At 69.5% G+C, this 25220-nt stretch carries 28 protein-coding genes and 1 tRNA gene; 20 read left to right on the plus strand and 9 right to left on the minus strand.

Annotated features, from left to right (window positions below; translation table 11 throughout):
- Nucleotides 1–2: 2 nt before the first annotated feature.
- Entirely contained in the window at nt 3–443 is a 441-nt protein-coding gene (locus KBZ33_RS10210; RefSeq protein ID WP_254952566.1) for a peptidylprolyl isomerase, read from the minus strand.
- Between the two features lie 49 nt (nt 444–492).
- Between KBZ33_RS10210 and mtnP the strand changes: the two genes are divergently transcribed.
- Both mtnP and KBZ33_RS10220 read left to right on the plus strand, forming a co-directional pair.
- Nucleotides 493–1440: an S-methyl-5'-thioadenosine phosphorylase gene (mtnP, locus tag KBZ33_RS10215; RefSeq protein ID WP_254952564.1), complete on the plus strand. Its 948-nt coding sequence runs from the start codon at nt 493–495 to the stop codon at nt 1438–1440.
- A 31-nt stretch (nt 1441–1471) separates the two neighbouring features.
- Nucleotides 1472–2200: a DUF4177 domain-containing protein gene (locus tag KBZ33_RS10220; protein ID WP_254952563.1), complete on the plus strand. Its 729-nt coding sequence runs from the start codon at nt 1472–1474 to the stop codon at nt 2198–2200.
- A gap of 20 nt (nt 2201–2220) precedes the next feature.
- Here the strand turns inward: KBZ33_RS10220 and murQ are convergent, their stop codons facing one another.
- From murQ to dnaK, 4 genes are read right to left on the minus strand one after another with little or no spacing between them, the layout of a single operon-like run.
- Nucleotides 2221–3141, minus strand: a complete 921-nt coding sequence (murQ, locus tag KBZ33_RS10225; RefSeq protein ID WP_254952562.1) for an N-acetylmuramic acid 6-phosphate etherase — start codon at nt 3139–3141, stop codon at nt 2221–2223.
- Nucleotides 3138–3578, minus strand: a complete 441-nt coding sequence (locus KBZ33_RS10230; protein ID WP_254952560.1) for a DUF3110 domain-containing protein — start codon at nt 3576–3578, stop codon at nt 3138–3140. The genes murQ and KBZ33_RS10230 overlap by 4 nt, the downstream gene beginning before the upstream one ends.
- Before the next feature lie 56 nt (nt 3579–3634).
- Nucleotides 3635–4552 carry a DnaJ domain-containing protein gene (locus KBZ33_RS10235; protein ID WP_255011718.1) on the minus strand — a complete coding sequence of 306 codons (918 nt, stop codon included), beginning with the start codon at nt 4550–4552 and terminating at the stop codon, nt 3635–3637.
- Nucleotides 4553–4584: 32 nt separating this feature from the next.
- Complete coding sequence (gene dnaK / locus KBZ33_RS10240; RefSeq protein WP_254952557.1) at nt 4585–6732, minus strand: molecular chaperone DnaK; 2148 nt, start codon at nt 6730–6732, stop codon at nt 4585–4587.
- 124 nt (nt 6733–6856) lie between these two features.
- Between dnaK and pstC the strand changes: the two genes are divergently transcribed.
- The 3 genes from pstC to pstB all read left to right on the plus strand — a co-directional run bounded on the left by pstC (nt 6857) and on the right by pstB (nt 9643).
- A complete protein-coding gene (gene pstC / locus KBZ33_RS10245) occupies nt 6857–7810 on the plus strand; it encodes a phosphate ABC transporter permease subunit PstC (protein WP_254952556.1) in 954 nt (317 codons plus the stop codon).
- Between the two features lie 52 nt (nt 7811–7862).
- Nucleotides 7863–8771, plus strand: coding sequence for a phosphate ABC transporter permease PstA (gene pstA, locus KBZ33_RS10250; RefSeq protein WP_254952555.1), 909 nt, complete (start codon nt 7863–7865; stop codon nt 8769–8771).
- 62 nt (nt 8772–8833) lie between these two features.
- The gene (gene pstB / locus KBZ33_RS10255; RefSeq protein WP_254952553.1) at nt 8834–9643 is read left to right on the plus strand and encodes a phosphate ABC transporter ATP-binding protein PstB; all 810 of its coding nucleotides are present in this window, start codon (nt 8834–8836) and stop codon (nt 9641–9643) included.
- Between the two features lie 124 nt (nt 9644–9767).
- On the opposite strand, the gene KBZ33_RS10260 is transcribed toward pstB, so the two are convergent.
- A tRNA-Ser gene (locus tag KBZ33_RS10260) sits at nt 9768–9854 on the minus strand.
- 87 nt (nt 9855–9941) lie between these two features.
- On the opposite strand from KBZ33_RS10260, the gene KBZ33_RS10265 reads away from it, so the two are divergent.
- The 12 genes from KBZ33_RS10265 to KBZ33_RS10320 all read left to right on the plus strand — a co-directional run bounded on the left by KBZ33_RS10265 (nt 9942) and on the right by KBZ33_RS10320 (nt 19889).
- Nucleotides 9942–10310, plus strand: coding sequence for a 2Fe-2S iron-sulfur cluster-binding protein (locus KBZ33_RS10265; protein ID WP_254952552.1), 369 nt, complete (start codon nt 9942–9944; stop codon nt 10308–10310).
- Nucleotides 10307–11191: an inositol monophosphatase family protein gene (locus KBZ33_RS10270; protein ID WP_254952550.1), complete on the plus strand. Its 885-nt coding sequence runs from the start codon at nt 10307–10309 to the stop codon at nt 11189–11191. The genes KBZ33_RS10265 and KBZ33_RS10270 overlap by 4 nt, the downstream gene beginning before the upstream one ends.
- 38 nt (nt 11192–11229) lie before the next feature.
- Entirely contained in the window at nt 11230–12420 is a 1191-nt protein-coding gene (locus KBZ33_RS10275; RefSeq protein WP_254952548.1) for an ATP phosphoribosyltransferase regulatory subunit, read from the plus strand.
- 26 nt (nt 12421–12446) lie between these two features.
- A complete protein-coding gene (locus KBZ33_RS10280) occupies nt 12447–12674 on the plus strand; it encodes a ferredoxin family protein (protein WP_254952546.1) in 228 nt (75 codons plus the stop codon).
- An 87-nt stretch (nt 12675–12761) separates the two neighbouring features.
- Nucleotides 12762–14684: a molecular chaperone HtpG gene (gene htpG, locus KBZ33_RS10285; protein ID WP_254952544.1), complete on the plus strand. Its 1923-nt coding sequence runs from the start codon at nt 12762–12764 to the stop codon at nt 14682–14684.
- A 59-nt stretch (nt 14685–14743) separates the two neighbouring features.
- Complete coding sequence (locus KBZ33_RS10290; RefSeq protein ID WP_254952542.1) at nt 14744–16066, plus strand: extracellular solute-binding protein; 1323 nt, start codon at nt 14744–14746, stop codon at nt 16064–16066.
- Nucleotides 16066–16950, plus strand: a complete 885-nt coding sequence (locus KBZ33_RS10295) for a carbohydrate ABC transporter permease (RefSeq protein WP_254952541.1) — start codon at nt 16066–16068, stop codon at nt 16948–16950. Before KBZ33_RS10290 ends, KBZ33_RS10295 begins: the two co-directional genes overlap by 1 nt.
- Complete coding sequence (locus KBZ33_RS10300) at nt 16947–17741, plus strand: carbohydrate ABC transporter permease (RefSeq protein ID WP_254952539.1); 795 nt, start codon at nt 16947–16949, stop codon at nt 17739–17741. The genes KBZ33_RS10295 and KBZ33_RS10300 overlap by 4 nt, the downstream gene beginning before the upstream one ends.
- Complete coding sequence (locus tag KBZ33_RS10305; RefSeq protein ID WP_254952537.1) at nt 17738–18733, plus strand: ABC transporter ATP-binding protein; 996 nt, start codon at nt 17738–17740, stop codon at nt 18731–18733. The genes KBZ33_RS10300 and KBZ33_RS10305 overlap by 4 nt, the downstream gene beginning before the upstream one ends.
- Before the next feature lie 83 nt (nt 18734–18816).
- Nucleotides 18817–19053, plus strand: coding sequence for a 50S ribosomal protein L28 (gene rpmB, locus KBZ33_RS10310; protein ID WP_216903196.1), 237 nt, complete (start codon nt 18817–18819; stop codon nt 19051–19053).
- A gap of 72 nt (nt 19054–19125) precedes the next feature.
- Entirely contained in the window at nt 19126–19695 is a 570-nt protein-coding gene (locus KBZ33_RS10315; RefSeq protein ID WP_396108324.1) for a peroxiredoxin, read from the plus strand.
- Nucleotides 19692–19889, plus strand: a complete 198-nt coding sequence (locus tag KBZ33_RS10320; protein WP_254952533.1) for a hypothetical protein — start codon at nt 19692–19694, stop codon at nt 19887–19889. The genes KBZ33_RS10315 and KBZ33_RS10320 overlap by 4 nt, the downstream gene beginning before the upstream one ends.
- 17 nt (nt 19890–19906) lie before the next feature.
- Here KBZ33_RS10320 and csaB read toward each other — a convergent pair whose 3' ends face one another.
- Nucleotides 19907–20941 (minus strand): polysaccharide pyruvyl transferase CsaB, encoded by a 1035-nt coding sequence (csaB, locus tag KBZ33_RS10325; RefSeq protein WP_254952532.1) that lies wholly within the window; start codon nt 20939–20941, stop codon nt 19907–19909.
- 55 nt (nt 20942–20996) lie between these two features.
- Here csaB and KBZ33_RS10330 point away from each other — a divergent pair, with 55 nt between their 5' ends.
- The 3 genes from KBZ33_RS10330 to psaK all read left to right on the plus strand — a co-directional run bounded on the left by KBZ33_RS10330 (nt 20997) and on the right by psaK (nt 21979).
- A complete protein-coding gene (locus KBZ33_RS10330) occupies nt 20997–21314 on the plus strand; it encodes a DUF2499 domain-containing protein (protein WP_254952530.1) in 318 nt (105 codons plus the stop codon).
- Nucleotides 21311–21655: a DUF3593 domain-containing protein gene (locus KBZ33_RS10335; protein WP_254952529.1), complete on the plus strand. Its 345-nt coding sequence runs from the start codon at nt 21311–21313 to the stop codon at nt 21653–21655. Before KBZ33_RS10330 ends, KBZ33_RS10335 begins: the two co-directional genes overlap by 4 nt.
- 66 nt (nt 21656–21721) lie before the next feature.
- Nucleotides 21722–21979: a photosystem I reaction center subunit PsaK gene (psaK, locus tag KBZ33_RS10340; RefSeq protein ID WP_216908757.1), complete on the plus strand. Its 258-nt coding sequence runs from the start codon at nt 21722–21724 to the stop codon at nt 21977–21979.
- A gap of 21 nt (nt 21980–22000) precedes the next feature.
- Here psaK and KBZ33_RS10345 read toward each other — a convergent pair whose 3' ends face one another.
- Together KBZ33_RS10345 and dxs are read right to left on the minus strand one after the other, a co-directional pair.
- Nucleotides 22001–23242 (minus strand): NAD(P)/FAD-dependent oxidoreductase, encoded by a 1242-nt coding sequence (locus KBZ33_RS10345; protein WP_254952527.1) that lies wholly within the window; start codon nt 23240–23242, stop codon nt 22001–22003.
- Nucleotides 23232–25151, minus strand: a complete 1920-nt coding sequence (dxs, locus tag KBZ33_RS10350; RefSeq protein ID WP_254952525.1) for a 1-deoxy-D-xylulose-5-phosphate synthase — start codon at nt 25149–25151, stop codon at nt 23232–23234. The genes KBZ33_RS10345 and dxs overlap by 11 nt, the downstream gene beginning before the upstream one ends.
- Between the last annotated feature and the right edge of the window lie 69 nt (nt 25152–25220).

Here is a 25220-nt window from a genome sequence, read left to right on the forward strand (position 1 = left end):
CGTCACTCCTCGATTGTCACCTTATTGATGCGGCTGCCGTTCTTGAGCGCCAGCACCAAATCGATGTTGTCGGTGTGGCCAAACACAGTGTGCTGGCCATCGAGGTGCGGCTGGGGGCCATGGCACAGAAAGAACTGACTGCCGCCGGTGTTGCGCCCCGCATGGGCCATCGACAGGCTGCCGGCCTTGTGCTTCTGGGCGTTGATCTCGCAGGGGATCGTGTAGCCGGGGCCGCCGGTGCCGGCCGTGCCGCGGGCGCCTTCACGGCTGTTGGGGCAGCCCCCCTGGGCCATGAAGCCTTCGATCACCCGGTGAAAGGCGAGGCCGTCGTAGAAGCCGTCCTTGGAGAGCTTGACGAAATTCGCGACGGTGCCGGGGGCCTCGCTGTCGAACAGATCAATGCTGATCAGGCCGGCGTCGGTGTCCATCAGGGCCTTGGTCACGGTCGAGGAGGCAAACTTCGACTGTATCCGTCCAGGGCAACCTGCTTCCATGGCCACCCTTGAGCCCCGCTCCCCCTCCCCCCAGGCCGGCGGTCCGGCCAGCCTCGACCATGCCCGTGCCCGCCTCGGGGTGCTCGGTGGCAGCGGCCTCTACGCCATGGAGGGGCTGGAGGATGTCCGGGAACTGACCGTTGAAACCCCCTACGGGGCCCCGTCCGACAGCCTGCGGATCGGGCGCATCGGCGCTCTCGAGGTGGTGTTCCTGGCCCGGCACGGCCGCCACCACAGCTTCACCCCCAGTGAGGTGCCCTACCGGGCCAACCTCTGGGCCCTGCGCTCCCTCGGCGTGCGCTGGATCCTGTCGGTGTCGGCCGTCGGCTCGCTGCAGGAGAGCGTGCGCCCCCTCGACATGCTGGTGCCCGATCAGTTCATCGATCGCACCATGCAGCGGCCGCTCACCTTCTTCGGTGAGGGGCTGGTGGCCCACGTGGGCAACGCCGATCCCTTCTGCGCCGTGCTCTCCCGGGTGCTCGGCGACGTGGGCGACAGCCTGATGCCGGAGGGTCGCCAGCTGCACCGCGGGGGCACCTACCTCTGCATGGAGGGGCCGGCCTTCTCCACCCGGGCCGAATCCGAGCTCTACCGCTCCTGGGGTTGCACGGTGATCGGCATGACCAACCACACCGAAGCCCGCCTGGCCCGGGAGGCGGAGATGGCCTACGCCACCCTGGCGATGGTCACCGACTACGACTGCTGGCACACCATGCACGACGCGGTGACGATTGAGCTGGTGATCGACAACCTGCGCACCAATGCGGTCCTGGCCCAGCAGATCGTGCGCCTGGCCGCCGAGCGGATCCAGGCCCTGCGCCCCCCCAGCTCGGCCCACCAGGCGCTGCGGGATGCGCTGCTGACCCCGGCCGCCCAGGTGCCGCCGGCCACCCGCCGCCGCACCGAGCTGTTCACCGCCCCCTACTGGGGCCCCTACACCGGCTGAGATCCTGGAATCCCTCCCCACAGAACAGGCCATGGATAGCTGGGAGTACCTGGTGATCCACATCAATGTGGAGCCGCCCAAACCTGCGGCCCAGGCAGCCCCAGCGGATTCACCTGCTGCCGAGGCGCCCGGCAGCCGGGAGGGGGGCAGCGCCCGGGTCTTTTCCGAGTCGTTTCTGAAACAGGAGTTCCCCCACCTCTACCAAGCGGGTGCCGGCGAGGGGGGCGTGGACCCACCGCCGCAGCATCCGGCCCAGCAACTGCAAGGCTTCCTCAACGGCCAGGGCAGCCAGGGCTGGGAGCTGATCGGGGTGTTTCCGGTGGGGGTGCTCTCCATGCTGATCTTCCGCCGCCCCAAGCCGGTGGAGCCCCAGGCCAAGGTGTCCCTGGAGGCCCTGGACAGCCGCCTCGAAGCCCTGGAGCGCAGACTGCCGCCCGCACCCGCAACGGCGCTCCGGCCAACCAGCGCCCAAAGCAGCAGCGAGACTGAGCCGCTGAGCCCGGCCCAGCTGGCCAGCCTGGCCAACGAAGCGGCCTTGCCCAGCAGCAGGGCCGCCCAGGCCATCGGCCTGCGCTCCGCCTCCAGCCTGGCCAACCACGGCGCCCGTTACGGCTATCCACCCGGTCTCTGTAAAACCGGGCCCAATGGCCTGGTGGCCATTTACACCGGTACGGGCTCAGCCCCAGGCGGCGGCAAGGCTCAACGCCTCTGGATCGTGGTGCCCGCCGAACGCCTGGCGAACGGATCCAGCGCCAGCTGATCCAGCCGGGAGCCCACCGCTCAACCGGCGGCCATCGCGGCCTGGGCCGAACGCAGGCTGCCCCCACTGCAGGCCAGTTGCTGGGCGGCGGTGGCCGCATCCTGGCCCGTCAACGCCATCAGCAGGGCCAGTTTCACCGAGCCATCGGCGGCGCCCAGCAACGCGGCGGCCCGGGGGCGATCGACGCCAGCCAGGTCCCGCAGGATGCGCAGCGCCCGGTCCTCCAGCTTGCTGTTGGTCACGGCCACATCCACCATGCGGTTGCCATAGACCTTCCCCAGCCGCACCATCACGCCGGTGGACAGGATATTGAGGGCCATCTTGGTGGCCGTGCCCGCCTTGAGCCGGGTGGAGCCGGTCAGCAGCTCGGGGCCGGTCAGCAGGCGGATGTCGATGTCGCAGGGCATCGGCACCTGCTCGGTGGGCACACAGGCCATGGCGATCGCCAGGGCTCCGATGGCGACGGCATGGCTGAGCCCACCGAGCACATAGGGGGTGGTGCCGCCGGCGGCGATGCCCACCAGGGCATCGGCCGGGCCGAAACCCCGCTCGATGAGGTCGTCCCGACCCGCCTCCCGGAGATCTTCCAGGCCCTCGGAGCTGCGCAGCAGGGCCGCCGCCCCGCCCGCCAGCACCCCCTGCACCAGCTCCGGGGGGCTGCAGAACGTCGGCGGACACTCCGCCGCATCCAGCACCCCCAGCCGGCCGGACGTACCGGCCCCCAGGTAAAACAGGCGCCCGCCGGCCGAGAGGCGAGCCGCGATGGCATCGATGGCGGCCGCCAGGGCCGGTGCCGCAGCGGCCACCGCCTGCTGGGGCAGCAGGTCGTTGGCGCAGAACAGTTCCACCAGGCTCGCCGTCGGCAGCCGGTCGAGGTCTTCGCTGGCCGGGTTGGGCCGCTCGGTGAGCAGGTGGCCCCTGTCGCCGCTGGCCTCACTCACAGCAGCCCTTCCAGGCGGCGCCGGAAGGCCTCCAGCTCCGGATCGCTGCCGGAGCCCTCGGGTGCCCCGGCGTCAGCCTGCGCCGCCGCCGCCTGCTCCTCCTTCCAGGTGGTCACGTCCATGTTGCGTTCGGGCGGCGCGATCAGCAGCCGCTCCTCCTCGCTGTTGGGCAGAAAGCCGGCCGGAACGAAGCGGGCTTCGTAGCCAGCCTCAGCACAGAACATCTCCAGCTCCTCCCGATCCAGGGCCTCGACGCAGGGCACCGGAAAATCCTGGGCCTCGAGCAGGCCGGCATAGCGCTCGGCGTCGTCCGGGTCCTCAAACAACAGCACCACCGTGCGCCCCCCGAGCTCGAGCGAATGGATGCCCTCCTGGTCGCTGCCCGGATCGAACAACAGGACATGCACCGGCTTGGGTGGGGGACTGCTGGCAGTCACAGCGTTAGGGATGGGGCGTTGGCCAGTGTCTCATCCGTTGGCGGCCGCTGGGACGGTCAGCCGCTGATGGGGACGCTGCCCTGCTCCCGGTGCAGCTCCTGCAGGCGCCGGAACAGGGCCTGCTCCGCCTCTGTCGGCGTGGCCGGCACAACAATCCGCACCTCCACCAGCTGGTCACCCCGCTGCTCCCCCTGGCTCTGGCCCCGGTGCCGCAGGCGCAGCAACCGGCCGCTGGAGGAACCGGGGGGCACCCGCAGCCGCACGGGACCCTCCAGGGTGGGCACCACCGCCTGGCAGCCGAGGGCGGCCTCGGCGGGGTGCAGCTCGAGTTGGTAGAGCACCCGCAGGCCATCGATGCGCAAGCCCTCTTCGGTGCGTACCCGCAGCTGCAGGAAGTGATCGGCGCCGCCGGCCGCCACCCCGGCCAGCCGCAGCCGCCAGCCATCCCCCGCCAGCGGCGGCGACCAGACCTCCACCACGGTGCCGTCGCGCAGCTCCAGCTCCAGTCGTTGGCCGGCGAGCGCCTGCTCCGGTGTGAGGCTCACCAGGGTTTCCTCATCGGTGGCGGCCATCACCGGGGGCGATGCGGCCGCTGCGGCGGTGACGCGGCCGGCCTCAGGCGGCTCCTCCGGCTCGGGTTCCTCGTCCCAGCTCCGGCCGCTGCGGCGCTCCTGGCCGAAGAGCTGGGCCAGGTAGTCCTCGAAACGGGGGAAGCCGCTGGCAAAGGGATCGCCTTCGAAGCCGGCACTGTCCTGCCCCTCGCCGGCCTCCCAGGCGCGGCGCCGGATCGGATCGGAAAGCACCGCATAGGCCTCGTTGACCCGCTTGAAGCGGGCTTCGGCCACCGGATCATTGCCGTTGAGGTCGGGGTGCCAGAGGCGGGCCTGCTGGCGGAAGGCCCGTTTGATGCTGACCGCATCGGCGCCCGCCGCCAGACCGAGCACCTCCCAGTGGTCACGGGCGGCGGTCGCCACCGAATCCGAGTTGGGGAATTGGCTCACGACCCTCAGCCGTCGGCCCAGGGATCATCCTGATCGCCCCGGCCGGGGCGACGCGGCCGGTGACGATCGGCGGCCGGATCCCGCTCGGAGGACTCCTGCCGCTCCCAGGAACGGCCGCTCTCCCAACGGCGCGAAGGCAGGTCGTCGTCGTAGCCAGCCTCCCGCTCGGCGAAGCGGCCGAGGGGGTAGGGATCCCGCTGGGGCAGTCGCGGCGGACTCGACCAGGGATCGGAGCGGCCCGATCCGCCCCAGTCGTCCCAGTCGTCGTCGGAGAAGAGTTCGTCCTTGAGCGATCCCAGGGTGTTCTTGAGTCCCTTGAGGGGGCCGCTCTCGGCGCGCCGTTCCCCCAGCAGGCGCCGATTGAGACCGAACAGGGCCTCCTGCAGCTGGCTCACGGTCAGGTCGAGGTCGGCAGGGTCGTCCTGGGAAAGCACGTCCTGCACATCCCGCAGGGCCAGCTCCACGGCACGCTGCTGGCGATCCGCCCCGGCGGGCCCCAGCTCCAGGGCGGCATCCCGCAGACGCCGTTCGGCCTGGGCCACCAGGGTCTGGGCGCGGTTGCGGCGGTCGATCACGGCCCGCTTGCGGCGATCCTCCACCGACTTGCGCTCCGCCTCCTCCAGCAACCGGTTGATCTCCTCCTCGCTGAGGTTCGATCCCCCCTGGATCGAGACGCTCTGCTGGCGTCCGGTGGTGCGGTCGGTCGCGGACACCTGCAGCAGGCCGTTGGCATCGATGTCGAAGGAGACCTGCACCTGGGGCACCCCGCGCGGCGCCGGGGGAATGCCGGAGAGCCGGAAGCGGCCAAGCGATTTGTTGTCGGCGGCCATCTGGCGTTCGCCCTGCAGCACGTGGATCTCCACCGACGACTGGTTCGCCTCCGAGGTGCTGAACAGATCCGACTTGCGCACGGGAATCGCGGTGTTGCGCGGGATCAGCACCTTCATCACCCCACCGATCGTCTCCAGCCCCAGGGACAAAGGCGTGACGTCGTTGAGCATCAGGTCGCGCAGCTCACCGGTGAGGATGCCGGCCTGCACGGCCGCCCCGATCGCCACCACCTCGTCGGGATTGACCGACTGGCAGGGCTCGCGGGGAATCAGGGTGCGCACCAGCTCCTGCACCATCGGCATGCGGGTGGAGCCCCCCACCAGCACCAGGTCATCAATCGCGTCGGCCGTGAGGCCCGAATCCCGCAGGGCGCGCTGGACGGGGCGCAGCAGCCGGTCGAGCAGGTCCGGGCAGAGACCCTCAAAGACGCCCCGCTCCAGGGTGGTTTCGATGTGCAGCGGACCATCGGGCCCCGTGGCGATGAACGGCAGCGACAGGGGGGTGCTCTGCACCCCGGAGAGCTCCTCCTTGGCCTTCTCGGCGGCCTCGGTGAGCCGCTGCAGGGCCTGGCGGTCACGGCGCAGGTCGAGGCCGTTCTGCTGCAGGAAGGCTTCGGCCACCCAGTCGACGATGCGGCGGTCCCAGTCGTTGCCCCCCAGCTGGGTGTCGCCGCTGGTGGCCATCACATCGAAAACACCGTTGGCGATGCGCAGCACCGACACGTCGAAGGTGCCGCCACCGAGGTCGAACACCAGCACCCGCTTGACGGTGCTGCGGTCGAAGCCGTAGGCCAGCGCCGCCGCGGTGGGCTCGTTGAGGATCCGCTCCACGGCGATCCCCGCCAGCCGGCCGGCATCGCGGGTGGCCTGGCGCTGGGCGTCGTTGAAATAGGCCGGCACCGTGATCACGGCCGCCTCCACCGCCTCGCCGAGGTAGGTGGTGGCGTCGTCCACGAGCTTGCGCAGGATCGAGGCCACCAGTTCTTCGGGGGCGTACTCCCGCTCGGTGGCCGGGCAGATCACACGCACGTTGCCCTGGTCGTTGGCGCGCACGCTGTAGGGCACGCCCAGGCTGCCCTCATCCAGTTCGTCCCAGCTGCGGCCGACGAAGCGCTTCAGGTTGGCAAACGTGTTGCGGGGGTTGAGCACGAGCTGGCGCCGCGCCAGCTGGCCCACCAGCAGCTCCTGGTCACGGCTGAACCCGACCACCGAGGGGGTGGTGCGGCCCCCCTCGGCATTGGCGATGACCTGGGGTCTGCCGCCTTCGAGCACGGCCACCACCGAATTGGTGGTGCCCAGATCGATACCGACGATGCGCCCCATGGAAGTCTTGATGGCGGCCCAACGCTACCGGAGCCTGAGGGCCGTTAAACCGAGCTTAAACGCAGCGGCGGAAACTCGTGCTCAGATCAGGAGGAACGTCCATGCCGACCGGCACCATCCCTGCATGAGGAGCGCCCCACCCATCGACGCGTTCACCCTGAGGCGCCGGCCCCCCCAGGAAAAGCTGATCGACATCGGCTTCCGCCAGCTCACCCTGGTGCTGGCTGCTTCGGTGGGCATCATCCTGCTCGCCATCTTCCTGACGGTGTTCAGTGGCGCCAGGGAGGCCATGGCCACCTTTGGCTTCAAGTTCCTGACCACCTCGGCCTGGGACCCCGTCAACGAGCAGTACGGGGCCCTGATCGCCATTTACGGCACCCTCGTCACCGCCATCCTGTCGCTGCTGATCGCGATTCCCATCGGCCTGGGCACGGCGATCTTCATCACCGAGGATCTGCTGCCTTCAAAGCTCAGGGAGGCGATCGGGCTGATGGTGGAGCTCCTGGCGGCGATTCCTTCGGTGGTGCTGGGCCTGTGGGCGATCTTCGTGATGGAACCGGCCATCCGCCCCTTCCTGAACTTGCTGCACACCACACTCGGCTGGACGCCCTTCTTCTCCACGGCACCCCAGGGATCCGGCACGGCCCCCGCGATTCTGATTCTGGTGGTGATGGTGCTGCCGATCATCACCGCCATTTCACGGGATGCTCTCAATCAGGTGCCGATCGAATTGCGCCAGGGCGCCTACGGGGTGGGCACCACCCGCTGGGGAGCCATCTTCAACGTGATCCTGCCGGCGGCGGTCTCCTCGATCATGGGCGGCGTGATGCTCTCCCTGGGCCGGGCCATGGGCGAAACCATGGCCGTCACGATGATCATCGGCAACTCGCTCAACTTCAGCGTCTCCCTTTTGGCACCGGGCAACACCATCGCCTCGATGCTCGCCAACCAGTTCGGTGAGGCCGATGGCATCCAGGTGTCGGCGCTGATGTACGCGGCCGTCGTGCTGATGGTCCTCACCTTCGTCGTCAACGTGCTGGCCCAGTGGATCGTGCGGCGTCTCAGCCTGCGCTACTGACTTCCGCTCCCCTGCACCCACTTCATCCCCCCGTCCACGCCGTTCCCTGGCCATGTCTCTCTCGACACCCCCACCGATCAATCACTTCACGGAGCGGCTCACCCTGCATTACGACCCGGGCCTGAAGCGCAATCGCTTCAACCAGGTCGCCAACGCCATCGCCGCCTTTTTCGCGGCCCTCGCGGTGGTTCCGCTGTTCCTGGTGCTGATCTACGTCCTGATCCAGGGAGGGCGTCTGATCAGCCTGCAGCTGCTGACCGACCTGCCCCCGGCCCCCGGCCTTGAGGGTGGCGGCATCGGCAACGCGATCATCGGCACCATCGTGGTGACCCTGATCGCCTCCCTGATCGCGATTCCCGTGGGGGTTGGCGGCGGTGTCTATCTCTCGGAATACGCCCAGAACGGCTGGTTTTCCAAGTTCGTCCGTTTCGGCAACGACGTGCTCGCCGGGGTGCCCTCGATCATCTCTGGGGTTTTCGTCTACTCCCTGATCGTCGCCACCAGGGTGTTCTTCGACCAGAGCTTCAGCGCCATGGCGGGCGGTATCGCCCTCTCGGTGCTGATGCTGCCCACCGTGATCAAGACCACCTACGAAGGCCTGCTGCTGGTGCCCCAGGAGATGCGCATGGGGGCCTACGGCGTCGGTGCCTCCCGGTTCGTCACCATCACCCAGATCACCCTGCCCGCCGCCTTCACCCCCATCGCCACCGGCGTGGTGCTGGGGATTGCCAGGGCGGCGGGGGAAACCGCCCCCCTGATCTTCACGGCCCTGTTCTCCCCCTTCTGGCCAGAAGGACTGTTCCATCCGATCGCCACCATGTCGGTGCTGATCTTCAACTTCGCGATCATGCCCTACGAAGCCCAGAACGAGCTGGCCTGGGCCGCCTCCTTCGTGCTCGTGATCATGATTCTCGGAGCCAACCTGCTGGCCCGCTGGATCAGCCACGCCTCCCGGTCCTGATCCCTGTTCCGCCTCCTTTTCCGCCTCCCTTCCCTCCGGCTTCGATTCACCCCTTCCCTGACATGACGGCATCTTCTCCCTCCACCGTGGCCAGCGACGTCTGCATGTCCCTGCAGGACGTGACGATCTCCTACGGCAGCTTCGAAGCGGTCAAGAACGTCTACATGGATCTGCCCAAGGGCAAGGTCACCGCCTTCATCGGCCCCTCGGGCTGCGGCAAGAGCACCGTGCTGCGGGCCCTCAACCGCATGAACGACCTCATCCCCGGCTGCAGCCTCAAGGGCCGGGTGATCTTCGATCAGCACGATCTCTACGACAAACGGGTCGATCCGGTGGAGGTGCGGCGCCGCATCGGCATGGTGTTCCAGAAGCCCAACCCCTTCCCGAAATCGATCTACGAAAACATCGCCTTCGGGGCCCGGATCAACGGCTACAAAGGGGACATGGACGAGCTGGTGGAGCGCTCCCTGCGCAAGGCGGCCGTCTGGGATGAGTGCAAGGACAAGCTCAAGGAGAGCGGCTTCTCCCTCTCCGGCGGCCAGCAGCAACGGCTCTGCATTGCCCGCGCCATCGCCACCGAACCCGAGGTGATCCTGATGGACGAACCCTGCTCGGCGCTGGATCCGATCTCGACCCTCAAGATCGAGGAGACCATGCACGAGCTCAAGCGCAGCTACACGATCATGATCGTGACCCACAACATGCAGCAGGCCGTGCGCGTCGCCGACATGACGGCCTTCTTCAATGCCGAGGCCGTCGAAGGGGGCACGGGGAAAGTGGGCTATCTGGTGGAATTCAACGAAACCGAAAACATCTTCAACTCCCCCAACCAGCAGTCGACGCTCGACTACGTCAGCGGACGCTTCGGCTGATTCCTAGCCTTGGGGGTCGTCAAACAAAAAGCGGCTACAAGAACCCTTTCAGTGCGTGCGCTGGGAGGGTTTTCTGGCTCCTGCAGACGAAAAAAAAGCCGGCCCGGAGGACCGACTTCAAAAGCGGAGAGGGAGGGATTCGAACCCTCGATAGAGTTGCCCCTATACAGCATTTCCAGTGCTGCGCCTTCGACCACTCGGCCACCTCTCCAGCGGCGAAATGGGGCAGGTGGCAATCTAGCAGGGGCTGCACCTGGCCCCCTCGCCCCGCCTGCACCCCTACTTGCCCAGCGCCCCCATGAGCAGCACCTACCCGATCACGGTCCACTGGCGACAGACCAACCGCGTCATCCGCCTCGACGTGCCGGAGGGGGAGTACATCCTGCGCAGCTTCGAAGCCCAGGGCGAACCCCTGCCCTTCAGCTGCCGTAACGGCTGCTGCACCGCCTGCGCCGTGCGGGTGCTGGCTGGAAGCATCGATCAGCGGGAGGCCCTCGGCCTCTCGAAAGACTTGCGCCAGCAGGGCTACGGCCTGCTCTGCGTCGCCCGGGCCACCGGCCCGCTGGAGGTGGAGACCCAGGACGAGGACGAGGTCTACGACCGCCAGTTCGGCCGCTTCTTCGGCCGCGGTCTGGTGCGTCCCGGCCTGCCCCTGGACGACGAATGACCTCCCTCTGTCAACGGGCCCTGGCGGGCTCCGGCCTTGATGCCACCGAACTGGAACGCTTGCTGCAGGTGGCCCGCGATGCCGCTGAGGCCGGCGGCCGTGAGCTGCGGCGCCACTTCGGCCGCCTGGAGCAGGTGAAAGAGAAGGGCCTGGCGGGCAACCTGGTCACCGAAGCCGACCTGGCGGCCGAAGCCGCCGTGCTGGCGGTCCTGGCGGAGGCCAGCCCTGGGGTGGCCGTGCTGGCCGAGGAAAGCGGCCAACTGGCCGGCCAGGGCGACCTGCTCTGGTGCGTCGACCCCCTCGATGGCACCACCAACTACGCCCATGGCTATCCGTTCTTCGGCACCTCCGTGGGGCTCAGCTGGCAGGGGCTGCCCCTGCTCGGTGCCCTGGAGGTGCCGGCCCTCGAGGAGCAGTACTGGGCCGCCCCTGGCCACGGCGCCTGGTGCAACGGACGCCGGCTGCAGGTGAGCGACTGCGCCGCCCTGGCGGATTCCCTGCTGGTCACGGGTTTCTCCTACGACCGGGTCCAGCGCCTCGACAACAACTACGCCGAGTTCGCCTGGTTCACCCACCGCAGCCACGGCGTGCGCCGGGCGGGGGCCGCCGCCGTGGATCTGGCCTTCGTCGCCGCCGGCCGGGTCGACGGCTACTGGGAGCGGGGGTTGTCCCCCTGGGACCTGGTGGCCGGCGTGGTGCTGGTGGAAGAGGCCGGCGGGCAGGTCTGCGCCTACGACGGTGGCCGCCTCGACCTCACCGACGGCCGGGTGATCGCCTGCACCCCCGCCCTGCGCCAACCCCTGATCGACGGGCTGGCCCTCTGCCGGCCGCTCAGCGGTGCCAGCTTCGGGGCCCCCGAACTGGATGCCACCGCTCCATAGGATCCGTCCCCCACCCCCCGCCTGCCCCCAGCTTCTTCATGGCCCTCCAACCTGCCGCCGGTGCGCGGGACCTGAACCCGGGTCAGGTGGACAGCAACCGGCGCCTGTGCGACCTGCTGGCCAACGTCTACCGCCTCTGGGGCTACCAGGAGGTGGCGCCCCCCACCATCGAGCGGCTCGACACCCTGGAGGCCGGCGGTGCCATCGCCGAACGGGAGCTGGTGCGGCTGGTGGCCGATGAGCCCCTCGGGCTGCGGCCGGAACTCACCGCTCCGATCGCCCGGGCCGCCAGCACCCGGATGCTGGGCCGTCCCCGGCCCCTGCGGCTCTGGGCCAGTGGCACCACCTTCCGCAGCTTCAGCGGCGATGGGGGCGGCCAGCGCATCAGCGAACAGCTGCAGAGCGGCGTGGAGCTGCTGGGGGAGCCCTCCGCCGCCGCGGACACCGAGCTGCTGCACCTGCTGCTGGCGGCCCTGGCCAGCCTGGCTCTGCCGCCCCAGCACCAGCCCACCCTGCTGGTGGGACACCACGGCCTGCTCAGCGCCCTGCTCAGCCAGGTGCCCCAGGAGCAGCGCTCAGCGGCGCGCCACGCCCTCACCGACTTCGACCCCCTGGCCCTCGGGGCCCTGGCCCTGCCCGACAGCCAGCGGCAGCGGCTGATGGCCCTGATCGGGCTGCGGGGGGAGCCGGTGCGGGTGCTCTACCAGCTGGAGCAATGGCTCGGACCGGTGCCGCTGCTGGAGTCCCTCGCCGCCACCCTGGCCAGCGTGAGGCAGCCCGCCGCCGGTCTTGGCGTGCGGGTGCAGCTGGATCCCACCTTCCAGCCCCACTTCGATCTGTACGACGGCCTGGTCTTCAAGCTCGTCTGCCAGGGGGCCGATGCGCCGGTGGCCATCGCCAGCGGCGGTCGCTACGACGCCCTGGTGGGACGCTTCTGCACCGGCAGCAACCAGGCCGCCGGCACCGGCTTCGGTTTCGACGTGGAGGCCATCCGCGACCTGCTGGAAGCGGATGGTTCCCTGGCGGCGGGGGCGGCGCAGACCCCGGGTCCCTGGCTCGTGGCCAGCGCCAGCGCCGCCGGCCTCGGGCAGGCCCTCAGCCGCATGGCTGAGCTGCACCGAGCCGGGGACGCCGCCGAGCTCTGCACCCGGCCCTGCGCCGACCGCTTGCAAGCGGAGCGGCTGGCGGCGGAGCGGGGCTGCCGTGGTGCGGTCTGGCTGGCTGCCTAGGATCAGCCCGCTGCTTCTCCCTATCGATGGCCCACTCGATCGTCACCAACGTCTGCGAGGGCGTGGCCGACTGTGTCGACGCCTGTCCGGTGGCCTGCATCCACCCCGGAGCGGGCGCCAACAGCAAGGGAACCGTGTTCTTCTGGATTGATTTCGACACCTGCATCGACTGCGGCATCTGCCTGCAGGTGTGTCCGGTGGAGGGGGCGATCCTGCCGGAGGAGCGCCCCGACCTGCAGCAGCCCGGCGGCTGAGGTCCGCTGGTTCGGGGACCCCACCCTCGCTGGCCTTGAGCCGCCGCGCACCCCCACCTAGGTTCAGGGCGCTTCTTCTCATTCGCCATGACGGTGCTGGAACAGGGCCGGATTCAGATCCACACCGAGAACATCTTCCCGATCATCAAGAAGGCCGTCTATTCCGGCCATGAGGTGTTCCTGCGGGAACTGGTCAGCAACGGGGTGGATGCGATCAGCAAGCGCCGCATGGCCGCCATGGCCGGCGACTGCAGCGAGGGCAGCGAAGGGCTGATCTCCATCCGCATCGACCGGGAGGCCAAAACCCTCACCATCAGTGACAACGGCATCGGCATGACCGCCGATGAGGTGAAGCGCTACATCAACCAGGTGGCCTTCTCCAGCGCCGAGGACTTCCTTGAGAAGTACAAGAGCGAGAGCGACGCCATCATCGGCCACTTCGGCCTGGGCTTCTACTCCAGTTTCATGGTGGCCTCCCGGGTGGAGCTGGTCAGCCTGAGTGCCACGACCGACGCCGAGGCGGTGCGCTGGAGCTGCGACGGCTCCCCCAACTTCAGCCTTGAGGGGGCCGAGCGCTCCGAGCCCGGCACCGACGTGATCCTGCACCTGATGGAGGAGGAGCTGGAGTACATCGAGCCCTCCAGGATCCGCACCCTGATCACCACCTACTGCGACTTCCTGCCGGTGCCGGTGCAGCTGGATGGCGAAACGGTGAACAAGCGCGAGGCGCCCTGGCGCCAAAGCCCCCGCGATCTGAGCGACGACGATTACATCGCCCTCTACCGCTATCTCTACCCGTTCCAGGGCGATCCCCTGCTCTGGGTGCACCTCAACACCGACTACCCCTACAACCTGCAGGGGATTCTCTATTTCCCGAGGATCACCGGCCGCGCCGACTGGGAGAAAGGGGAGATCCGTCTGTACTGCAACCAGGTGTTCGTCAGCGATTCGATCAAGGAGGTGGTGCCCCGCTACCTGCTGCCCCTGCGGGGCGTGATCGATTCGCCCGACATCCCGCTGAACGTCAGCCGCAGTGCCCTGCAGACCGACCGCCGGGTGCGCTCGATCGGCGGCTTCGTGGCCAAGAAGGTGGGCGATCGGCTCAAGGCGCTGCACCGCGACGAACCGGCCCGCTACGCCGAGATCTGGGATTCCCTGGCCCCCTTCATCAAGATCGGCGCCATGGAGGACGAGAAGTTCGCCGAGCAGGTGGCGGATCTGATCCTCTACGGCACCACCGCGGCGGCCGCCCAGCCTGCCGAGGACGGCGAGGAGGCCGCTGAGCTGGATCCGGTCGCCACCGATGGCCGCACCTACACCACCCTGGCCGGCTACCGGGGCCGCCTGGCCGGCGACAACGCCGATCGGATCCTCTACTGCACCGATGAGGCCGGGCAGGCCGGCGCCCTGGCCCTGTGGAAAGGGCAGGGGGCGGAGGTGTTGCTGGCCGACACCCTGATCGATTCCCAGTTCATCCCCTGGCTCGAAGCCCGCCATGGCGACCTGCGCTTCCAGCGGGTCGACGCCGAGCTCGACGCCAGCCTGCATGAGCCCGAGAGCGAGCTGGCCGATGCCGAAGGCAAGGACAGCGGTGAGAAGCTGCGCGACCTGTTCAGGGCCGCCCTCGACAACAACAAGATCACCATCCAGGTGCAGTCGCTGAAGGGGGACGGCTCACCGGCCGCCCTGATCCTGCTGCCGGAGCAGATGCGCCGGCTCAATGACATGGGAGCCCTGATGGAGCAGCGCTTGCCGGGCCTGCCCGACCACCACGTGCTGCTGGTCAATCGCCGCCATCCCTTGGTGGAAGGTCTGCTGAAGCTCTCCTCCGGCGCCGTGATCACCGGGGCCACCGGCACCTCGCCCAGCCGCCAGCTGGCGGAGGATCTCAGCCGCCACATCTATGAGGTGGCCCGCCTGGCCGTGGGGGGCCTGGAGCCCAACCAGCTGGCCGGCTTCCAGCAGCGCAGCTCCGACCTGATGGGTCAGCTGATGCAGCGGGGCCTCTGAGCCCCACCTCGCCGGGGGTGGCCGGGGAAGGTCCTGAAGGGGCCGGGTAACGTTGGCCGATGGCGGCCCGCCCCCTTCTCTCCAGCCTGCGGCGGCAGCCCGCTGTCCTCGGGCTGCTCGCGGTTCTGCTGCTGGTGTTGCTGTCCGCCACTGGCCTGAGGGCGGTGCAGGCGGTCGCGGCGGAGCCGGTGCCGATCCGGGTGCTGATGCCCGCCCCCCTGGCCGATGCGGTGGCCGGTCCGGTGGCGCGCTTCAACGCCAGCAACTCCGGCGTGGCGGTGGAGGTGATCCGCGGCCCCCTCGACACGGAGACCATTTCCGATCTGGCCATCAGCAGCCTGTTGCTGGGGGAGGCCCCCTTCGATCTGCTGCTGGTGGATGTCAGCTGGCTGCCGAAGTACGTGGCCGCCGGCTGGTTCGTGCCGTTGGAGCGCTGGTTCGGCCCGGAGCTGCTGGCGGCCATGGAGCCCGGCGCCCGCCTCGGCAATGGCCTGGGCGAACATCTCTGGCGGATGCCGCTCACCGGCGACACGGGCCTGCTCTACTGGCGCACCGATCTGATGCCCCGCCCGCCCCGGGATACCGAGGAGCTGGTGGCCATCTCCCGCGATCTGCAGCGCCGCGGCCGGGTGCGCTGGGGCTACCTCTGGCAGGGACGCCAGTACGAGGGGCTGAGCTGCGTGATGGTGGAAATGCTGCAGGCCTTCGGCGCCCGCTGGTGGAATGGCTCCACCGCACGGACGGAGCTGGACAGTCCGGAGGCGGTGGCGGCAGCCTCCTGGCTCGATGCCCTGCTGCGCGACGGGGTCAGCCCCAGGGCGGTGGCCAACTACGCCGAGAACGATGCCCTGCAGTCCTTTGCCGCCGGTGAGGCCGCCTTCCTGCGCAACTGGCCCTATGCCTGGCGGGAGATCGAGAAGGGCGGGGGGCCGGTGGCGGGCAAGGTGGGCGTCACGCCCATGGTGGGGGCACCGGGGGAACAGGGGGGCGGCACCCTGGGCACCTGGGGCCTGTCCCTGATCAAGGGCAGCCCCCATCCCGAGGAGGCGGTGGCGGTGATCCGCTGGCTCACCGGCCCCGTTGTGCAGCGCCAGCTCGCGATCGAGCAGGGCTACGCCCCCACCTGGAGCCAGCTCTATGACGACCCGGACCTGCAACGCCGCGCCCCGCTGCTGGCGGTGCAGCGGCAGGCCCTGCAGCATCCCCAGTTGCGGCCGCCCACGCCCGCCTATGCCCAGCTCAGTGACCTGCTGGCCCGGCAGGTGAACGGCATGCTCACCGGCCAGGCGGGGCCCGACCAGACCATGGCCACCGCCCAACGCCAGAGCCAGCAGGTGCTGCGCTCGCTGGCGGGAAGCCCGACCCCTGCAGCGCCAGGCTGATGAACAAACGCGGGACCACGTTGCTGATGCTGCCGGCCCTGCTCTTGCTGGCAGCGGTGTTCCTTTACCCCCTGCTGCGCTACGCCTGGCTGAGCCTCCATGCCAGCTCGGTGCTCACCGGCCTGGTGCCCGTGCCGAATGGCGGCGCCAACTGGGGGCGGCTGCTCGATGACGCCCGTTTCTGGACGGATGCGGTCCAGACCCTGCGCTTCGCCCTCGTATCGGTGGCCCTGGAACTGGTGGGGGGTCTGGCCCTGGCCCTGCTGCTGCACCGCCCCCTGCGGGGCCGGGGACCCCTGCGGGCCCTCACCCTGCTGCCCTGGGCCCTGCCCACCACGGTGATGGCCCTGGGCTGGCGCTGGATCCTCAACGATCCCCACGGTCCGCTCAACGCCGCCATCCGCTCCCTGGGCGGCAGCAGCTACGGCTTCCTCTCCACCCCAGCCACCACCTGGTTTTTTGTGGTGCTGGCGGATGTCTGGAAGACCATGCCGTTCGTGGCCCTGCTTCTCCTGGCGGGGTTGCAGACGATTCCGCTGGACCTGGAGGAGGCCCTGCGCCTGGAGGGGGCCAGCCGCCTGCAGATCCTGCGCCGCCTCACCCTGCCCCTGCTGGTGCCCTACCTCAGCCTGGCCCTGCTGTTCCGGCTCGCCCAGGCCCTGGGCGTGTTTGACCTGATCCAGGTGCTCACGGGCGGTGGGCCGGCCGGCAGCACCGAGAGCCTGGCCCTCTATGCCTACCTCAATGCCATGCGCTTCCTCGACTTCGGCTACGCCAGCACCGTGATGCTCGCCACCTTCCTGCTGTTGCTGGTGTTGCTCGGCGGCGGCTGGCTGCTGCTGCGGCGCGCTGGCCTGGAGCGCACCTCGGGGCGGCCGGCATGAGGCTGCTGGTGCTGCTCTGGAGCCTGGGCCCCCTGCTCTGGCAGCTGCGCACCTCCCTGCTGCGGCCGGAGGCCCTGGTGGCGCCGCTGCTCGACGGCAATCCCTGGACGCTGGCCAATTACCAGCTGGTGCTCTCCGGCGACCCCCCTTTCTGGCGCTACCTGGCCAACAGCACCCTGGTGGGGCTGGTCACCACCGTGCTCACCCTGCTGCTGGCGGTGCCCTGCGCCTACGGCTTGCACAAGGAACGGGGCCCCGTGCGCTGGGGGGTGGGCCTGGCTCTGGTGGCAGCGGCCATGTTCCCCACCGTGCTGCTGTTCCTGGCGCTGCTGGAGATCGCCCGAAGCTTCGGCCTGGCCAATAACCTGCTCAGCCTCAGCCTGCCGTACACGGCCTTGTCCCTGCCCCTGGCCGTGCTGCTGCTGCGGGCCGCTTTCGCCGACCTCCCCCCGGAGCTGGAGGATGCGGCGCGGCTCGAGGGCCTGAACCTCGGCCAGCGCCTGAAACACGTGCTCTTGCCGCTGCTCGGGCCGGCCCTGGCCAGCACGGCGATCCTGGTGTTCCTGGCCAGCTGGAACGAGTACGCCATCGCCCTCACCTGGATCAGTCGCAACGATCTGCTCACCCTGCCGATCGCCATCGCCCGGATCGGTGGCGGCTCGGTGTTCACCATCCCCTACGGAGCCTTCGCCGCTGCCACCGTGCTGGGCAGCCTGCCCCTGCTGCTGCTGGTGTTGCTGGCCCAGCGGTCGATCGTCTCGGGCCTCACCCGTGGGGCGGTGAAGGGATGAGCCCCAACGCCGGCGCCGGTCTGGAGCTACGGCAGCTGTGCCGGCAGGTGGGGGACCGGCGCCTGCTGGATCGCCTCGATCTGCACGTCGCCCCCGGCGAGTGTGTGGCCCTTCTCGGACCCAGCGGCTGCGGCAAATCCACCACCCTGCGCCTGGTGGCGGGGCTGGATCCGGCCAGTGGCGGTCAGGTGCTGCTGGACGGGGAGGATCTCAGCGAGCGGGGCCCCGGCGAACGACAGGTGGCGATGGTGTTCCAGAGCTATGCCCTCTACCCCCACCTGAGCGTGGCCGGCAACCTGGAGCTGGGCCTGAAGGTGCGCGGCATGGCACCCCGCGAACGCCAGCGGCGCATCGACGCCACCCTTGAGCTGCTCCAGCTCGGGGAGCTGCGCCAGCGCCGGCCCGCCCAGCTCTCCGGCGGCCAGCGCCAGCGGGTGGCCCTGGCCCGCGCCCTGTTGCGGGATCCGCGGATCGTGCTGCTCGATGAACCCATGAGCAACCTCGACGCCCAGCTGCGGGAGGAGCTGCGGCCGGAACTGCGGCGGCTCCTGTGTGGCCGCGAGCAGCCGGTGATCTACGTGACCCACGACCAGCAGGAGGCCGTGGGCATGGCCGACCGCATCGCCCTGCTCGAGGCCGGCCGTCTGCAGCAGGTGGGCAGCCCGCGGGAGCTGTACACCAACCCCGCCAACCGATTCGTGGCCTCCTTTCTGGGCCGGCCGGCGATCAACCTGCTGGCGATCGAGCCCGGGCGCCAACTCGGCCTGCGGCCCGAGCACCTGGAACTCGGCGACAACGGTGCGGTGGCGGCCCGGTTGCTGCGCCGCGAATGGTGGGGCCACCAGCAACTCCTCTGGCTCGACAGCCCGTGGGGCACCCTGCGGGTGCTCACCGCCCCGGAGGCGCCGACACCCCCCGAACCGCGCCTGAGCTGGCAGCGGCAGCACGAGCTCTGGTTTGATCCCCAGAGCGGCGCCAGACTCGCTCCCTGATGGGCCCACGGGTGTGGTTGTGCCCCATTTGTTAAACTCTCAAACTGGCTCAGGCCTGCATTGTTCACCGTCGTCACAACGTCATGTCCCGGGTCTGTCAGCTCACCGGCAAGCGCGCCAACAACGGCATGGCCGTCAGCCATTCCCACGTGCGCACCAAAAAGCTGCAGCAGGTGAATCTGCAGGAGCGTCGGCTGTGGTGGGCCGAAGGCAAGCGCTTCATCAAGCTGCGCGTGTCCACCAAGGCCCTGAAAACCATCCAGAAAAAAGGCCTCGGCGCCTACGCCAAGGAACTGGGCGTCAACCTGGCCAAGATCTGAGCCCCTGTTGATCCCCCTCCACGGGCCAAGTCGCCAGCATCGCTAGGGTCCTGCCCTGATGACAGCAAGTTCGTGGAGCGTCGTACGTTTTTGGGCGGAGCCGTTCTGACCGGCATCGGGCTTCTGATCCGTCCAGCCCGAGCTGGGGCCATGGGCGGGACCCTGCCAGAGGTCGGCCAACCAGCCCCGGTCTTTGATCTCGACGGTGTAGCCCCGGGCCCCGACGGGGCGGTGCGGCAGACCCATCTGGCCACAGCAGACTTCGGCGGCCGCTGGGTCGCCCTTTACTTTTACCCCAAGGATTTCACCAGCGGCTGCACCTTGGAGGCCCGTGGGTTTCAGCGGGATCTGGCCAACTTCCACGCCCGGAAGGCCGAAGTGGTGGGCGTCAGTGCCGACGACGCCGAGGCCCACTTGTCGTTCTGTGGCAGCGAGGGCCTGGCTTACCCGCTGCTCTCCGATCCCGGCGGTGTCGTCAGCCGGCGCTATGGCTCCTGGATGGCCCCCTTCTCGGCCCGCCACAGCTTCCTGATTGATCCGGACGGGGTGCTGCGGGCGAGCTGGGTGGCGGTCAGGCCCTCCGGCCACAGCCAGGAGGTGCTGGCGGAGCTGATCCGCTTGCAGGGGGAGACGGTGCTGTGATCCGGCGCCGGCAGCTCCTGGCCCTGGTTGGAGCCGCTGCTGCCCTTCCTGGCCACCGGCGACAGCGGCAGCGGCAACGTCCCCTGGCCGCCATGGCCCGGCTCATGCCCCTGTTCCGCCGCTACGGCGTGCAGCGCTGCATCCATGGCCAGGGGCGTCGCCTCGACCAGGCCGAGCTGCGGCGGCCCGACTGAAGCCCCCCGGGCGGACGTCAGACAGCCAGAGCGGCCAGCATCCCCCGGTGCACCTGGCTGCCCCGTTGCAGGGCGGCGATGCCGCTGGAATCCGGCGGCGTGTCGAGCGCGGCGGCCCAGGTGGCCTGGAGAGATTCGGGCGGCGGGGCGTCGAGCTCCTGGCAGGGGCAGCCGATCGCCGCGGCGGCAGCGGCCACTTTGGGGTCGTAGCTGAGGGCGGCGCAGGGGCTGCCGGCCAACGCCGCCAGGATCAGCCCATGCAGGCGCATGGCCAGCACCAGAGACGCCTGGCGGAAGGCCTCCATGGCCTCTTCGGGGGTCTGCACCAGCAGCTCCCGGCTGCGGCGGGCGAGGGCCTCGCCCACCAGACCCTGCTGGGTGAGGCTCGCCAGCAGGCCCCGGTCCTGGTCCTGATGGAAGGGCAGCCAGAGCACCTCCCGGTCGGCCGCCAGCGCCAGCTGTTCGAGGGCCTGCAGATAAGGCGTCCAGGCCGCCCCGCTGAGCTGGTGCACCGGCCGGAAGCAGAGCACGATCGCTCCGCCACGGCCGCTCCAGCCCTGGGCGGCCAGGGCCCAGACCGGATCACTGCCGACGACGGGGGCCTCCACCCCCCAGGCCCGCGCCTGGGAGGCGGAGGCGGCATCCCGCCAGCTGATCGCCGTGGCCAGGGGCAGCAAGCCCCGCACCAGGATGCGGCTGCGGCGGCGGCGCAGGGGACCCAGGCCCTGGCCCCAGAGGATCACGGGCTGGCCCCGGAGCCGAGCCGCCAGCATCAGGGCGCCGTAATACAGCAGGCTCTGGAAGCTGGTGACGTCCTGGAGCAGGCTGCCGCCGCCGAGCACCAGGGCCTGGCAGCGGCCGAGGGCCGCCAGCACCGCCCCGAGCCGGCGCCGGTCGGTGGTCTCGACCCCGAACTGCTTGCGGACAAGAGCCTGGTCATGGGCCGTGACCACCGGGTGGCAGCTGGCGGGGAGCTGGTCCAGCAGCACCGCCAGCAGGGCGTCATCGCCGAGGTTGTGCTCGCCGTAGTACCCGCAGATCAGTGCACGCATCCGACGCAGCGGTGGTTCCGGCTCCGTACATTACGGATCGCACCAGGCTTTCCCCATGCACGCGCTGTCGCTGCCCACCTGGTGGATCCACATCACCTCGGTGCTCGAGTGGATGCTGGCGATCCTGGCCGTACAGGCCTACGGGCGGCTGCGGCGAGAAGGGGGCTGGCGTTGGCTGGCCCTGGCCATGGTGCCGGCCCTGGTGAGCGCCATGGCCGCCTGCACCTGGCATCTGTTCGACAACAGCGAGGCCCTCAAGGGGCTGGTGGTCCTGCAGGCCGGCCTCACCGCCCTGGGCAACGGGGCCCTGGCCCTGGCCGCCTGGAATCTGTTGCGCCTGCAGCGGCTGGACCCGGAGGACGGGACCCCGTGAGCCTGCCCCTGGCCGACTGGTTTGAGCGCCTCGGCAGCGTGGATCCGGCACCGTTTTTCGTGCTCTCGCTGCTGCCCTACCTGGCGTTTCTGTGGTGGGCCCAGAAGGTGCGGGCCTTTCCGCGGCTGGCGTTGCGGGGGTTCCAGCTGACCCTGCTGTTCGTGGCCGTGACCATTGCCGCCGCCGTTGTGGCCCAGCTGGCCTACGGCAAGCAACTGGCGGATGTGGATCCCCTCCACGGTGGCGCCGAAGCGTTCCTGACCCTGAGCAACCTGGTGGTGCTGCTGGGATTTCTGCCGCAGCAGGCCGAGAAACAGGAGCCACCCGACGGCCCCAGGTGAACAAGTCTTAAGGGGGCGGGGCACAGCGCGCCCTGACCCGGAAGATGGGGCGTCAGCAAGTGCATCATGATCGCTCCCCTCCTGGCCATGGCTCCCGCGTCGATCAGCTGGTCTCCCAAGGTGGCCCTGGTCATGATCGTCTGCAACGTCATCGCCATCGCCATCGGCAAGGCCACCATCCAGCAGCAGAACGTCGGCCTGCAGCTGCCCAACAACTCCTTCTTCGGTGGCTTCAGCCACGGCGCCATGCTCGGCACCACCAGCCTGGGTCACATCCTCGGCATGGGCGCGATCCTGGGTCTGGCCTCCCGCGGCGTCCTCTGAGCTTTCGGCGCAGGCCGGACTTCAGCGCCAGCCGAGCAGGTACGGCATGGCCCTGAGGCCGTAGCGCTCGAAGCGATAGCCGAACAGCAGGGCCGAGAGATCCTCCGCCCTGCGGCGTTCCAGCCCCTTCAGCACCTGGTCGAGACGTCCATCGGCCTGGGGCCCGTGCAGGCCGAGCCAGGTGCGGCGCGCCAGCCGGCCACTGAGGGACCAGCGCCAACCCAACGCTCGCCTCAGCTGGGGCGCGTAATCCTGCAGCGCCCGTTGCGCCGAAGCCTGTCCCCCAGACGCTGCCAGGGCCTGTTGCAGCAGGGGAGCCAGCACGGCGCTGCTGCTGAGGGCGTGGCGGATGCCTTCGCCGCCCAGCAGGTTGGCGGTACTGACCGCGTCGCCCAGTCCCACCAGACGGCCCCGTTGATGGAGTTCGCGGCGGCGGATCGTGCTGCGCACCAGTCCGCCATGGCGGTCGAGGACTTCAAAGGCCGCCCCACCCGTTCCGGGCTCCAGCAGGCGCCGGCCCAGCTCCGTGATCAGGCCCCCCAGGGGAGGCTGCTGGCGCTGGGGATCCAGCAGCCGGCACACCCCGAGCTTCAGCACCCCCGGCTGCATCGGAAAGATCCAGCCGTAGCCCTGGGGCACCCAGTCGCTGCCGAGGCAGAAACTGAGCCGATCGGCCCAGCGCTCCCAGCAGGCGGGGGACACCCGCAGCAACCACTCCAGGCCGGCGGCCCCCACCAGCCCATCCCGCGGCCGTTGCGCCGGAGGTGGATCCCCCAGCAGGGCCCGCGCCTGGCCGCTGGCATCCACGGTCCAGTCGCTGCTGACGCGCAGCGTGCGGCCATCGCTGCGGCGCAGCACCGTGACCATCCGCTCGCCCTCCTGGTGGCTGGAGCAGGCATGCAGCCCCAGCTGCACCCGCCCGCCCCAGCGACGGCACTGGTCGGCCTGCCAGTGGCGCAGGGCACCGAAATCGAGCACCACCCCCAGGGGTTGGGGCGAGGCCCAGGAACGGCTGGCGCTGCCGGGCCCGATCAACTGCCATTGCCGCCAGCGGCTGCCCACCACCTCCGCCGGCAGGCCGAAGGCTTCCATGGTTTCGATCGGCAGGGCGGCGCTGCTGAAGGCGGAGCGGCTCAGGTCGGAAAGGCGGTCCACCAGGACAACGTCCACCCCCTGAAGGGCCAGACGCCGAGCCAGGTCTCCGCCGGCCGGACCGGCCCCCACCACCAGCACCTGGCAGCGGAGGGACGACTCAGACGGCAAGGGCGGTGGGGACGGTGGCGCGAAAGACAGGGCCGAAGCGCTGGTGGATGCGATCGGCCATCTGGGCGGGGGTGAGGCCCAGGCGTTCCTTGCTCTGCTCGGGACTGGCGTGGTCGACCAGCACGTCCGGGATGCCGATGCGCAGGACGGGGATGGCCAGCTCGTGGTCGTTGAGCGTTTCCACCACGGCGGCGCCGAAGCCACCGGGAAGGGCGCCTTCCTCCATGGTCACGACCCGGCCGATGCGGCGCGCCAGGGGCAGGATCAGGGCCTCATCAAGGGGCCGCAGGAAACGGGCATTCACGACGGCAGCCCGCAGTCCCTTCTCCTGGAGCAGGCCGGCGGTGGCCATCGCGGGAGCCACCATGGCGCCGTAGGCGACGATCAGCACGTCGTCGCCGTCGGCAAGCAGCTCACCGCGGCCGATCTCCAGGGGCTGCCAGCCCTCGTCCATCAGGGGCACCCCTTCCCCTTCCCCCCGGGGGATGCGGATGGCACAGGGGCCGTCGTGGGCGATGGAGGTGACCAGCATGCGCTGCAGTTCGGCTTCGTCCTTCGGGGCCATCACCGTGAAATTCGGCACAGCCCGCAGATAGCTGATGTCGTACTGGCCCTGGTGGGTGGGGCCGTCGGCACCGACGATGCCGGCCCGGTCGAGCACGAAGGTGACCGGCAGCTTCTGGATGCCCACGTCATGGATGAGCTGGTCGTAGGCGCGCTGCAGGAAGGTGCTGTAGATGGCCACCACCGGCCGCAGGCCCTCACAGGCCATGCCCGCCGCCATCGTGACGGCATGCTGCTCGGCGATGCCGACATCGAAGTACTGCTGGGGCAGCGCCTTCTCCAGCAGATCCAGGCCCGTGCCGGTGGCCATGGCGGCGGTGATGCCCACCACCCTGGAATCCTGCTCGCAGATCTTGACGAGGGTCTGGCCGAACACCTTGCTCCAGCTGGGCGGCTTGGGCTTGCTGGAGGGATAGGCCTTGCCGGTGGCCAGGTCGAAGGCCGACTGGGCGTGGTAGCCCACCTGGTCGGCTTCGGCATAGGGATAGCCCTTGCCCTTGGTGGTCGCCACATGCACCAGCACCGGGCCCTCACAGCGGTGGGCCGCCTGGAAGGTGCGCACCATCTCGGGAATGTCGTGGCCGTCGATCGGACCCACATAGGTGAAGCCCAGCTCCTCGAACACGGCGCCCACCTTGGGCACCGCCAGCCGCTTCATGCTCTCTTTGAGCGTCTTGAGCTCGGTGGGCAGTTCTCCGTGCAGGAAGGGCAGGTGCTTCACCGCCTCCTCGGCGCTGCCGGAGAGAAACTGCACCGGCTTGCTGAGCCGCATGCGGTTGAGGTGGGTGGAGAGGGCCCCCACCGGCGCTGAGATCGACATGTCGTTGTCGTTCAGCACCACCAGCAACTTGGTGCGCGGCAGGTGGCCGGCATGGTTGATCGCCTCCAGGGCCATGCCACCGGTGAGGGCCCCATCGCCGATCACGGCGACGCATTTGAAGTCCTCGCCGCGGCGGTCGCGGGCCAGGGCCATGCCCAGGGCCGCCGAGATGCTGGTGGAGGCGTGGCCGGCGCCGAAGTGGTCGAAGCGGCTCTCGCTGCGCTTGAGATAGCCCGCCACACCGCCCTGCTGGCGCAGGGTGTGGAAATCCTTGTAGCGACCGGTGACCAGCTTGTGGGGATAGGCCTGGTGGCCCACATCCCACACCACCCGGTCGTGGTCGAGGTCGAGGGTTTGATAAAGGGCCAGGGTGAGTTCAACGACCCCCAGCCCCGGACCCAGGTGCCCACCACTGGTGGACACCACCTCCAGGTGCTTCTCGCGGATCTGGCGAGCCATGGCCTCGAGTTCAGCGGTGCTCAGGCCGTGCAGCTGATTCGGATGGCTCAGCTCGCTCAGATGCATGCCCTTCCTTGCTTCCAGATGGCCAATCTACGGGGTTCGCTCCGACCCACGGCGGCGAACGCCACCGTT

The sequence above is a fragment of the Cyanobium sp. Cruz-8D1 genome (genome assembly GCF_024345975.1).
Classification (GTDB): domain Bacteria; phylum Cyanobacteriota; class Cyanobacteriia; order PCC-6307; family Cyanobiaceae; genus Cyanobium.